The following is a 10884-nucleotide window of genomic DNA, read 5'->3' on the forward strand; positions in this document are numbered from 1 at the left end:
GCACACAAATTCCATCAGCCGCCGACCTTCACTACGGTCTTGCCGAAGTTTTTGCCGTTCAGCATATCGATAAACGCCTGTGGCGCGTTCTCCAATCCCTCAATCATGTGCTCGCGATAGTGAATCTTTTTGCTCTCCACCAGCGGCGTCATCGCCTTCAGGAACTCAGGGTAGCGGTCGCCGTAATCCTGAAAGATGATAAAGCCCTGCATACGGATACGACGTTTCAGGATACCCGCCATGATCAGGGAGGTTCTGTCCGGGCCTTCCGGCAGCTCGCGCTGGCTGTACGCCGACACCAGACCACAGACCGGCACACGCGCGGCGGTGTTCAGCAGCGGGAACACGGCATCAAAGACTTTACCGCCCACGTTTTCGAAATAGATATCGATGCCATCCGGGCAGGCGTTCTTCAGCTGCTCTTCAAAGTCAGCACTGTGGTGATCGAGGCAGGCATCAAAGCCCAGGGTTTCGATGACATAACGGCATTTTTCTTCACCGCCCGCCACACCGACCACGCGACAGCCTTTCTGTTTCCCCAGCTGGCCTACCGTCGCGCCGACCGGACCGGTTGCGGCGGCGACCACCAGGGTTTCACCGGCTTTCGGCTGGCCGATATCCATCAGGCCCATATAGGCGGTAAAGCCTGGCATACCGAGAATGCCCAGCGCCCAGGAAGGGTTGGGCAGGTCATTGCCCAGCTTCGCGATCTCTTTGCCATCGGAAACGGCATACTCCTGCCAGCCATTCTGCGACAGGACCCAGTCGCCTTTCTGAAACTCGCTGTTTTTTGATTCGGCCACCTGACAGACGGTGCCGCCCACCATCGGCTGATCCAGCTCTGCTGGCGGGGCGTAGGATTTCCCCTCATCCATCCGGCCACGCATGTAGGGATCGAGCGACAGGTAGATCGTCTTCAGCAGAATTTCACCCTCTTTCAGTTCCGGCACGGGCTGCGCCACATGGCGGAAATTCTCTTTGGTCGGCTCGCCGTGTGGGCGTGAAGCCAGTAACCAGGCGTGATTCTGAGGCGCGTGTTCAGTCATATTGTCATCCTTTTATGGCCTGGCAATGCACAGGGCATCGCCGTATGAATACCGGAAAAGTGTAGATGACGGAGAGGGGAATGCCTTTAGCACGATGAGCGGCAGACCGTTCCCCTCATCAGCGATTGCTGCGTTGCGGGCGGGGTGACACAGCGTCTGTCAGGCGATGACGGTCCCTTGCCCGGATGGCGTGATATTCACATTCGCTTGCAAAATCGCGCCCTGATTAATCTGCTTCGCGCGATTGTGCAGCGCATCCGGGGCCACGGGACGGGCGGATGAGTGTGATAGAACTCAGTAAACAGAGAGGAGAGAGAACCATGCACATTCAGCACATGCGAATCGCACGGCCGGTAACCAGCCTGACAGAAATGTCTCAGCGCTATTGTCACGGGTTAGGATTGCAGAAAATCGGTGCCTTTACCGACCATGAGGGATTCAGTGGCGTGATGCTGGGCGCGCCGGGTCTGGCCTGGCATCTGGAATTTACGCAGTCACTTACGCATCCCCTGACGCCGTCACCGTCGCAAGAGGATCTGCTGGTGCTTTACCTGCCGCATCGGCCTGACTGGCTGGCCCGTTGCGCCGCGATGGATGAGGCAGGATTCCGGCGGGTGCCTTTTTTAATCCTTACTGGGATCGGCAGGGCGTGACATTCAGTGACGATGATGGTTATCGTGTGGTGATTCAGCATGCAGCCTGGCATGTCGAAAGCTGATCTTTTAATGAAACGGAGTGTCCCCTGAACATACTTTGCTTCCACACCGCGGCCAGTAACATTGCGATTTTTGATGCTGCTGCCGCCTCGCTGGCGCGTCACACCCCGCCGCTGAATCATCTGGTCATGCCTGCACTGCTGGCTGAGGCCGAAGAGCGCGGCGGGATGGACAGTGACTTACGTCTCAGGATGGCCCGGCTGATCGAGGGCGTGCTGCCGCAGTTTGATGCCATTCTGATCACCTGTTCGACGCTGGCCCCGGTAGCCGACGATTTCCCCGTGCAGGACAGGGTCATGCGCACCGACAGAATGCTGGCGGAGGCGCTGCATCGCCAGGCGGGGCCTGCGGTGACGCTCTGCGCGGCAGAATCGACCGTGGCGGCCACCCGGGCGCTGTTCTGTCAGCCCGGCACGCAGGTGAACACGGAGCTGGTGGCGGGGGCATGGGATGCCTTTAAGGCGGGTAACACGACCCGCTATTTTGACCTGATTGCGGCGGCGACAGAGCGGGCCTATCAGCAGGGCGCGGTGGCGGTGGCTCTGGCGCAAAGCTCAATGACGCCGGTGGCGCAGCGGTTTCCCGCCACACAGCGTCCGCTCACCGGCCCCGATCTGGCGCTGCAGGCCTGCTACGATCTCAGATAACCGTGACACCCTGCCGGGTCAGCGCCTGCTGTAACGGCTCATCCGGCGGCGTTTCCACGACCAGGGTTGAAGCAAGCGACAACTCGCCAATGGCAAAAGGAGAGGCGGCGTTCAGCTTCTCTGCTGACGCCAGCACCACGGTTTCCGCTGCGCGTCCGGCCAGTGCCCGCTTCACCGTGGCCTCTTCGAAATTACCGGTGGTCAGCCCGGCAGCCGGGTGCACACCGGTGACACCCATAAAGAAGAGATCGGCGTTGATGCGACTTATCGACTCCAGCATCGCGGCGCCCACCGTCACCACAGAGTGTTTATAAAGCTGCCCGCCAATCAGGATAATCTCCACCTGCGGATGATCGACCAGCGCCAGTGCCACGCTCGGGCTGTGCGTCACGGCGGTAAAGCTCAGCGTCGGCGGTAAGCGTCGCACCAGTTCCGCGCTGGTGGTGCCGCCATCAATGAGTACGATCTGCCCCGGCTGGATCAGCGAAACCGCCTTTTGCGCGATCGCCTGCTTCGACGCGGTCTGCACGTTTTTGCGTGTTTCAAAGGTGCCCAGCGCGGCAGAAATCGGCAGGGCACCGCCATGCACCCGCTGCAGCAATCCCTCCGCCGCCAGCTCACGCAGGTCACGGCGGATAGAGTCCTCAGAAAGGCCGAACCGCTGGCTGAGATCGCGCGACTGCACCTGTTTTTCACGGGCGAGCAGCGCCAGTATTGCCTGTTTCCGCTGGCTGGAAAGCATCGTTGTCCTCTGCATGATTTTTCTTGAATGTGCACGATTGTGCGTGATAGCGTGAAGGCTGTCTATCACTCCCGGAGCCTGTCATGCCGCAAGCCTCTTCCCGTGTGCGTATCCTCAATGAGCAGTTGCTGTCAGATAACTGGTATACCCTGAAAAAATATACGTTCTCACTGCTGCGCCGCGATGGTCGCTGGCAGGAGCAGAGCCGTGAAGCCTATGACCGTGGTAACGGCGCGGCGATCCTGCTCTACAACCGTGAAAAACGCAGCGTGGTGCTGACCCGCCAGTTCCGTTTCCCCATCTTCCTAAATGGACACGATGGCTTCCTGATCGAGGCGGCGGCTGGTTTGCTGGATAACGCGTCGCCGGAAGCCCGGATTGTGGCAGAAGCCGAAGAGGAGACCGGATATCGGGTAACCCGGGTAGAGAAGGTGTTTGAAGCCTTTATGAGTCCCGGCTCCGTTACCGAGAAGCTCTATTTCTTTATTGCCGAATATGGGGATCAGCCGCGTAGCGGTGAGGGCGGCGGCATCGAAGAGGAGGGCGAGGATATTGAGGTGCTGGAGCTTGGTTTCGACCAGGCGCTCAGGGCGATTGACCAGGGCGAAATCATGGATGCCAAGACCATCATGCTGCTGCAGCATCTGCGGCTGAAGGGCATTTTATAAGTTAACGGCAGACCCCTGTATAAGCGGTCTGCCGGGAAAGGCTTACTGATCCTGGGTCAGAATGCCTTTTACGTCATGCGGTTCGGAGCGCAGATACTGAGGTGGCACCTGCACCTTGCCATCCAGCGCGGCGGCCGCATGCCATGGCCAGCGCGGGTCGTAGAGGATCCCGCGCGCCAGAGCCACCAGATCGGCTTCGCCCTGTTGCAGCAGATCCTCGGCCTGCTGTGGCTCAGTGATCAGGCCGACCGCGATCACCGGAACGGAAACCTGCGAACGGATATCGCGGGCAAACGGAACCTGGTAATTAGGGCCGACGCTGATTTTCTGATCTTCCGACAGTCCGCCACTGGAGACATGGATATAGGCGCAGTTCAGCGCTTCCAGCTCACGCGAGAAGGCGATGGACTGGTTGATTTCCCAGCCGCCTTCGACCCAGTCCGTCGCGGAAATGCGAACGCCTACCGGCAGTGAGGCCGGAACCGCGTCACGAACCGCCCTGAACACTTCCAGCGGAAAGCGCATACGGTTCTCCAGCGATCCGCCATACTCATCGGTGCGCTGGTTCGACAGCGGAGAGAGGAACTGATGCAACAGATAGCCGTGCGCAGCATGGACTTCGATAAGATCCAGCCCCAGACGCTCTGCACGCAGGGCGCTCTCCACAAAGGCCTGCTTCACCCGGGCCAGGTCATCGGCGCTCATCGCGACCGGTTTGACTTCATCCGCGCTGTAGCTCACGGCTGACGGGGCAATGGTCTGCCAGCCGCCGGCATCCGGTGCAATCTGTTTGCCGCCTTCCCAGGGCACCGCGCACGACGCTTTACGTCCGGCATGGCCCAGCTGAATGCCAACCGGAATCGAGGAGTAACGGCGCACATCCTCCAGCACCGTTTTCAGTGCGGCTTCATTCTCATCATTCCACAATCCGAGATCGCCGGGAGAGATGCGGCCAATGTCTTCGACCGCCGTGGCTTCGATAATCATCAGGCCTGCGCCGGAAAAAGAAAGCTGACCCAGGTGGATGCGGTGCCAGGCTGTAGCATTACCGGCTTCGGCTGAGTACTGGCACATCGGCGCAATCACAATGCGGTTATCCAGCGTAAGGTCGCCCAGTGAGACAGTGGAAAAAAGTTGGCTCATGTGATCTCCATGGTGTTATGACGAATGTGACAGGCAATAACTATAGCGGGGGATTGGGGAGACCGTGGGTAATGCAACGTGACATTTTGTGATTGTGTCCCGGCGTCGGGGAGCAGAAGACCCTGCTGCGACAGCCACAGGGTCTGAAGCGTAACGTTACACCTGCGCCATTCCGCCATCGACAAACAGTTCTGTCGCATTGATAAAGCTGGCGGCATCTGACGCCAGGAAGGCAACGGTTCTGGCCACCTCCTGCGGCTCACCCAGGCGACCCAGCGGTATCTGCGCAGCCAGCGCATCAAACAGGCCCTGACGCTGCTCCTCACTGACCAGCCCGCCCAGGCCCGGAGTACGGACAGGGCCGGGACTTACCACATTCACCCGGATGCCGCGATCTTTCAGATCCAGCGCCCATGAACGGGCAAAGTTGCGCACGGCGGCTTTACTGGCGCTGTAGACACTGAAGGCTGCGGTACCCTGAGCCGAGGCGGTAGAGCCGGTAAGAATAACCGACGCGCCATCAACCAGCAGTGGCAGCGCTTTCTGAACCGTAAACAGCACGCCGCGTACGTTGGTGTCGAAGATACGATCGAAATGCGCCTCTGTGATCGCCCCCAGCGGCAGCATGTCGCCTCCGCCGGCGTTGGCGAACAGGATATCCAGATGGCCCGACCGTGACGCAATCCGGGCATACACGTCGTCGAGATCGTGCAGCTGTGACGCATCTGCCCGGATACCGGTGACCGTTCCACCGATGTCCGCGACGACGGCATCCAGTTCCGCCTGACGGCGACCCGTAATAAAGACCTGCGCGCCCTGTGACGCCAGTTCCCGTGCGGTGGCCAGGCCAATTCCGCTTGTTCCGCCTGTGACCAGGGCAATTTTTCCTGCGAGTGATGCGCTCATAAAGTCGTCTCCGGAGTCGGTCAGTGAATAAGGATAAGCTTCCCGGTCAGCGTCGCTGCCGGACAGGGGGCCACTGTAAAAGAGCGGGATTGACGGATAAATCCGCTAAAATGAAAATGACTATCCACACGGGTGGACAATAGGGGCAGAGAATGGATCAGTTGCTGGCGATCAGAGCCTTTTCACGGGTGGTAGAGAGCGGCAGTTTTACCCGTGCCGCAGATACGCTGAACATGCCGAAAGCGACGGTGAGCAAGCTGGTGCAGGAGCTGGAGGCGCATCTCTCCGTCAGGCTTTTGCAGCGCACCACACGGCGAGTGACCGTGACTGCGGAAGGGCGGGAATATTATGAGAAGGCGCTGCGTATTCTGCACGACCTTGAGGATGTGGATGCCTGTTTTAATGCACTGCGCAGTAAGCCACGCGGGCAGTTACGCATTGATGTCGGCGGTTCGACTGCCCGGGACGTTCTGATTCCGCTGCTGCCCGATTTCTTTGCCCGCTATCCTGACATTACGCTGGATCTCGGCGTTTCGGATCGTCCGATCGACCTGATCAGTGACAATGCTGACTGTGTGATCCGCGGCGGTCCGCTGATGGACTCCTCACTGATCGCCCGTCTGATTGGGCACGCCACGCTGATCACCTGTGCAACGCCCGCCTATCTGAAAGCCTTTGGCGTACCGGCCTATCCGGATGAACTGCGCAACGGCCACCGGCTGGTGAGCTATCTCTCTCCGCAGACCGGCAGGCCTTTTCCGTTTCGGTTTGAACGTGACGGGGAAAAAATCGAGGTAACCAGTGCGCATCGCATTGGCGTCAATGAGAGCAACGGACATCTGGCTGCGGGGCTGGCCGGGCTGGGGATCATTCAGACCTTCAGCTATTCGCTGTCATCGATTCTGCGGCAGGGTGAGATGGTGGAGATCCTGCGCGACTGGCGTCCTGCCGGGTATCCGTTTCATCTGGTTTATCCGCAGAACCGGCACGTCACGCAACGCCTGCGGGTGTTTATCGACTGGCTGGTGGCCTCTTTTCCGGCGCGAATAGCGGGAGAGGCCCAATCCGGCACCTGAATGCCGGATTGGGCAGAATCAATCAGTTGCCGCGATAGGTTGAGTAACCAAACGGGCTCAGCAGCAGGGGGATATGGTAGTGCTCACCGCTGGCTTCCATGTTGAACTCCACCGGGATCTCAGGGAAGAAGGTTTTCTGGCTGCTCTTCTTATAAAAATCACCGGTTTTAAACACGACGCGATAGCTGCCGGCGCTGGCCGTTTTGTCCTGCGGGAACAGGGCGCTGATGCGGCCATTGTTATCCGTCACGCCAGAAGCCAGTTTCACCCAGTTATTCTGCTGCTTCTGATCCAGCTCGACTTCAATGCCCGCGGTGGGCTGACCGGTCTGCAGGTTGAGCACGTGTACGCTCAGTGGATTTTTCGCAGCGGCAGGCTGAGCGGCGACAGCAGATACGCCAGAGGTCATCAGTAAGGTGGCAATCAGAGCCGTTGTCTTTTTCATCAATGTTTCCTTTATTGACTGTTGGAGTGCGTGTTGTTGTGCTGAAGCGTAATCGGGCTGAGGCGAAAGGGACATTTAACGGCGCTAAATGTGAAATTTCCCAGAAGCGCATGCCTTTTTAGTTACATCATACATACTCTCTCTCATTACCTGAGTTGAGCTCTGTGCCAATATCGCTGATCAGGATAAAGCGGCGGCCAGAAGGTATGCAAAGGAGAAGGCAGCAGAATCGCAGGGTGGGAAAACAGTGATAGCAAGCGTGACAGCGTCACAGAAACCCGTCAGGTGTATGGGAGGCATTCTATTGAATGCTCCCGGATTGTAGCCCCTGGCGGGTGATAAAATCCAGCTGATTCAGAGGGATGAGAAAATTCAGGACCATACTCACCGAACGGCCTGTAATCCACGCGGTTTGCGTCATCGGGCCGGTATGCCTGGGCGACGCACGCTGAATACTTTGCCTGTCAGGGCGTCATCTGCGCCCGTTACTGAACTGGCCGTGAAACAGAATCCGTTGCCAGCAGAGGTAGCCAGGATGCATTTACCCAGGATCTTACCGGCATCATCAGCCGCAAAGTCACGCACGTACGCCAGCAGCGCTGGCTTTCAGGGACGCCGGGAATAATGGGGATGGCTGTGAAAGAGGAATCATCCGGGAAGGTGGGCGTTTTTCGGAGAGTGCGAAGAGATTGATAAGGCTTCAGTGCAGGCAGCTCAAAACAGTGGAAGCAAAGAATCGCATGATGTTCATCAGCAGACGTGCCGGAAGATGAATACGCGGAAAGTTATCGCCGCTAAGGGAACAGCCGGTATCGGGTTGACCGGGAATCATAATTGCCTCATCAGACGGGCAGGAACGAAGTCGGCAGCAGCACGGCAGGGAACGAGATAACGCAGCCACAGCCGTTATCAGATATCTTATTTAACATAATATACATTATGCGCATTTTTACCATTATCAGGGTTGGGCCTCGCTGTTTACCTTCCGGCACCGATCCTGGCTGTTTTTTGCCTGGCCGTAAATCTCTGTGCAACTTAGCCTCATCTTCTCACCGCCACGCATCCGCTTTTCTGAATGGCTTATGGTTTGCTGCGCATCCGTCCGGCATTCTCTTCGCAGCCTGATTCACTCGCTCTCTTCAGTGCCCGATGCCGAAGATGTCACACCCGGCTTCATCTTTACGGCTAAGTGAATGAATTGAGCGCTCGTGACATGTTGCGCGCTCAGCTTTTCAATCGCTTTCCGCTTTGCTCTGAATTGGGCGTCCGGTCTGCACGTCTCTGCGCTTTGTTCGTTTAACGCCATCCGGCGGCTTTCCGCACTCCGCCAGAGACGTCGCTACGTGAAAATTAGCGCTCTTATCAGGGCTGACGGCCACAGAAATGCTGTAAATGCGTCTCCTGAACGCCTGCTTTTTACTCTCGCTCAGCGGCACCAACAACGCCTGCTCCTGTACACGTACGCGCATCGTCATGATAAAGCCTGCCGCATCGGCCGCGCCTGTTGATGACCTGCAGAGATTCAGTCAGAGACAATCGGTTTTGATAAGACGTTTACGGGAGACAAAACAACATAACATCCCTGCTCTGTCTGTTCAGTAATCAGCCTTACTGGTTTATTAAAACCGGCCAGAGCAGCTAAACGTCAATGCGCAGCGATTATTTTATACAAAAGCTGAATAATCATTTCCTGCGTAAAATTAAATAGAGAATTAATGACAATGCTGAAAACAGAACAGATAACACGCGCTAAATTACTGATTTAGATCAATATTTTTAGCAGATGCGTCAATTAACATCTTTGTTACCAGGACTTTTCTTAATAAAAGGATTTTCTGAGCGATAAATAGTAGTTCTGAGGTTCTGACTCAACAGGATTAGAAAAATAACCAACGGGTATTAATAAGAGGATTTGCATTAAGAGCGACAACAACAGGTTATTCCCCAGCGACAATCCGGCGTCAAAAATATACAAAAAATGACACTGATCAAAATTCGCGCATATTTAGCTTTGCGTGCGGAATTTTTATTGATCAAAACAGCGTTATTTGCGAAATATTCCTAACAGACGTAAAAAAATCCAGGTCTCTCACTAATGCTGAGTGGGCGGCAGACGTTTTTGTCCCGAATTTTCAATCAATATTACGCCAGGCCACGGAGGAGGTGCGTTAAGAAAAATCCGAATGCAGGAAATAGCAGGTAATTTTCATCGCCTTGAAACGCGGAGATTTTTATCGATAAAATAAATACAACTCTCGCAACAGCACCAGAATATTATGATAAAGATAACCAGAGAGGAAATTCGCTGCGCCAGTTGTAAATATGGCTGCGATCTCGCCCATCGCGCATCAGACATTTATAACCGATGTCCGCTGCAAAAAATTACCACCTGGCCCGGAGGAAATCATTTTTTCTCTTCATCCCTGCTTAGTATGGTGGCGGGAAAATATGAAAGCATCTTTTGCCGGGGATGCATATTTGTTGACTTCTCAAGAGAGAATATCAGGTATTTTACCAACAGTAACTGGATTGAATATTTAAAAAACACCGGATTGATGCTGATTATCGTCAGCGATCGCTATATGCAATCCCTTGCCGCGTTCTGGCAAAAAGAAGACCTGCGTATCCAGACCGTTATTTATGCCGATCAGTCGCGTGAAGAGATAAGCCGTCAGATTAATGGCTGCTATTTCGGCCTGAAGGGCGACGTCAGAAAAAAAGTGAATGCGTTTAAACAGGATGAAGTTCAGTTCCTTGATCTGGCAGTGAATGGACTCTCACTGCCGATTATTGCCAGAGAAATGGGAGTTGAAATCAAGCGTGTTTATAACATCAAAGAGGCTATTCGCCGGAAAATGGGCATCAGCCTCAACCAATTGCTTTCCGTATAACGATGATAAAGGAGTATGACATGAACACCCATTTCAGAACGCTTAATCTTGCGGTGTTAATCAGTGCCGCGCTGGTTTCAGCCAGCGTCTCTGCGGCTTCTGATAACACCATCAACTTCCAGGGCGAAGTGACCACCGAAACCTGTTCGGTGTCGGTGAACGGTAACAACGCTTCACCTGTCGTTCTGCTGCCAACCGTGAGTACCTCTGACCTTGCGGCCTCAGGTGCGACAGCGGGCGAAACCCCCTTCACCGTGGGCGTAAGCGGCTGTACCGGTGACAGCACCAAGACCACGAAAATCTCCACGGTCTTCGTGGGCAATAACGTCAGCGCTGCCGGCAACCTGTCGAACACCGGCACCGCGAAAAACGTTGAGGTTCAGATCCTCGACCCGAAAGATACCGTCGTCGATCTGACCAGCGGTTACACCGGCAGCGGCGATATGACGCTTCAGGCAGGGGAAACCTCAGGCTCAGCCACCTACTCTGCCCGCTACTATGCATCAGGCACACCAACGGCCGGTACCGTGACCGCATCACTGCAATACGCCGTGACTTATCAGTAATCGTTTTCGTGCGTATCCGGTATCCCGGGTACGCACGC

The 10884-nt window shown here is 55.8% G+C and carries 11 protein-coding genes and 1 pseudogene; 6 read left to right on the forward strand and 6 right to left on the reverse strand.

Annotated features, from left to right (window positions below; translation table 11 throughout):
- Positions 1 to 14: 14 nt before the first annotated feature.
- On the reverse strand, positions 15 to 1046 hold the full coding sequence (gene curA / locus FJW00_RS18800; protein WP_140925357.1) for an NADPH-dependent curcumin/dihydrocurcumin reductase: 1032 nt from the start codon (positions 1044 to 1046) through the stop codon (positions 15 to 17).
- Between the two features lie 320 nt (positions 1047 to 1366).
- Here curA and FJW00_RS18805 point away from each other — a divergent pair.
- Both FJW00_RS18805 and FJW00_RS18810 read left to right on the forward strand, forming a co-directional pair.
- Positions 1367 to 1764: pseudogene (locus tag FJW00_RS18805) on the forward strand (VOC family protein).
- Positions 1765 to 1890: 126 nt separating this feature from the next.
- Positions 1891 to 2409: a glutamate racemase gene (locus tag FJW00_RS18810; RefSeq protein ID WP_140925359.1), complete on the forward strand. Its 519-nt coding sequence runs from the start codon at positions 1891 to 1893 to the stop codon at positions 2407 to 2409.
- Here FJW00_RS18810 and FJW00_RS18815 read toward each other — a convergent pair.
- Positions 2402 to 3151, reverse strand: a complete 750-nt coding sequence (locus FJW00_RS18815; protein WP_140925480.1) for a DeoR/GlpR family DNA-binding transcription regulator — start codon at positions 3149 to 3151, stop codon at positions 2402 to 2404. The genes FJW00_RS18810 and FJW00_RS18815 overlap by 8 nt on opposite strands.
- An 83-nt stretch (positions 3152 to 3234) precedes the next feature.
- Here FJW00_RS18815 and FJW00_RS18820 point away from each other — a divergent pair, with 83 nt between their 5' ends.
- The gene (locus tag FJW00_RS18820) at positions 3235 to 3819 is read left to right on the forward strand and encodes an NUDIX domain-containing protein (protein WP_058958209.1); all 585 of its coding nucleotides are present in this window, start codon (positions 3235 to 3237) and stop codon (positions 3817 to 3819) included.
- Positions 3820 to 3861: 42 nt separating this feature from the next.
- On the opposite strand, the gene FJW00_RS18825 is transcribed toward FJW00_RS18820, so the two are convergent.
- Positions 3862 to 4962: an NADH:flavin oxidoreductase/NADH oxidase gene (locus tag FJW00_RS18825; protein ID WP_140925361.1), complete on the reverse strand. Its 1101-nt coding sequence runs from the start codon at positions 4960 to 4962 to the stop codon at positions 3862 to 3864.
- Positions 4963 to 5118: 156 nt separating this feature from the next.
- Entirely contained in the window at positions 5119 to 5868 is a 750-nt protein-coding gene (locus FJW00_RS18830) for an SDR family NAD(P)-dependent oxidoreductase (protein ID WP_140925363.1), read from the reverse strand.
- 152 nt (positions 5869 to 6020) lie between these two features.
- Between FJW00_RS18830 and FJW00_RS18835 the strand changes: the two genes are divergently transcribed.
- Complete coding sequence (locus tag FJW00_RS18835; RefSeq protein WP_140028545.1) at positions 6021 to 6944, forward strand: LysR family transcriptional regulator; 924 nt, start codon at positions 6021 to 6023, stop codon at positions 6942 to 6944.
- A 22-nt stretch (positions 6945 to 6966) separates the two neighbouring features.
- Here the strand turns inward: FJW00_RS18835 and uraH are convergent, their stop codons facing one another.
- Together uraH and FJW00_RS18845 are read right to left on the reverse strand one after the other, a co-directional pair.
- Positions 6967 to 7389, reverse strand: coding sequence for a hydroxyisourate hydrolase (uraH, locus tag FJW00_RS18840; protein ID WP_140925365.1), 423 nt, complete (start codon positions 7387 to 7389; stop codon positions 6967 to 6969).
- Positions 7390 to 8621: 1232 nt separating this feature from the next.
- On the reverse strand, positions 8622 to 8864 hold the full coding sequence (locus FJW00_RS18845; protein ID WP_140925368.1) for a hypothetical protein: 243 nt from the start codon (positions 8862 to 8864) through the stop codon (positions 8622 to 8624).
- Positions 8865 to 9665: 801 nt separating this feature from the next.
- Here FJW00_RS18845 and FJW00_RS22625 point away from each other — a divergent pair.
- On the forward strand, positions 9666 to 10280 hold the full coding sequence (locus tag FJW00_RS22625; RefSeq protein WP_230200881.1) for a helix-turn-helix domain-containing protein: 615 nt from the start codon (positions 9666 to 9668) through the stop codon (positions 10278 to 10280).
- 20 nt (positions 10281 to 10300) lie between these two features.
- Positions 10301 to 10846 (forward strand): fimbrial protein, encoded by a 546-nt coding sequence (locus FJW00_RS18855; RefSeq protein WP_009090205.1) that lies wholly within the window; start codon positions 10301 to 10303, stop codon positions 10844 to 10846.
- Positions 10847 to 10884: the final 38 nt, after the last annotated feature.

The sequence above is a fragment of the Pantoea anthophila genome, from assembly GCF_006494375.1.
GTDB classification, from domain to species: Bacteria; Pseudomonadota; Gammaproteobacteria; order Enterobacterales; family Enterobacteriaceae; genus Pantoea; species Pantoea anthophila.

What these genes read in the sequence shown, in the direction of transcription:
- FJW00_RS18825 (WP_140925361.1), bottom strand. Translation starts at nt 4,962, where the DNA reads ATGAGCCAACTTTTTTCCACTGTCTCACTGGGCGACCTTACGCTGGAT.
- FJW00_RS18855 (WP_009090205.1), top strand. Translation starts at nt 10,301, where the DNA reads ATGAACACCCATTTCAGAACGCTTAATCTTGCGGTGTTAATCAGTGCC.
- FJW00_RS22625 (WP_230200881.1), top strand. Translation starts at nt 9,666, where the DNA reads ATGATAAAGATAACCAGAGAGGAAATTCGCTGCGCCAGTTGTAAATAT.
- FJW00_RS18835 (WP_140028545.1), top strand. Translation starts at nt 6,021, where the DNA reads ATGGATCAGTTGCTGGCGATCAGAGCCTTTTCACGGGTGGTAGAGAGC.
- curA (WP_140925357.1), bottom strand. Translation starts at nt 1,046, where the DNA reads ATGACTGAACACGCGCCTCAGAATCACGCCTGGTTACTGGCTTCACGC.
- FJW00_RS18830 (WP_140925363.1), bottom strand. Translation starts at nt 5,868, where the DNA reads ATGAGCGCATCACTCGCAGGAAAAATTGCCCTGGTCACAGGCGGAACA.
- FJW00_RS18815 (WP_140925480.1), bottom strand. Translation starts at nt 3,151, where the DNA reads ATGCTTTCCAGCCAGCGGAAACAGGCAATACTGGCGCTGCTCGCCCGT.
- FJW00_RS18810 (WP_140925359.1), top strand. Translation starts at nt 1,891, where the DNA reads ATGCCTGCACTGCTGGCTGAGGCCGAAGAGCGCGGCGGGATGGACAGT.
- FJW00_RS18820 (WP_058958209.1), top strand. Translation starts at nt 3,235, where the DNA reads ATGCCGCAAGCCTCTTCCCGTGTGCGTATCCTCAATGAGCAGTTGCTG.
- FJW00_RS18845 (WP_140925368.1), bottom strand. Translation starts at nt 8,864, where the DNA reads ATGACGATGCGCGTACGTGTACAGGAGCAGGCGTTGTTGGTGCCGCTG.
- uraH (WP_140925365.1), bottom strand. Translation starts at nt 7,389, where the DNA reads ATGAAAAAGACAACGGCTCTGATTGCCACCTTACTGATGACCTCTGGC.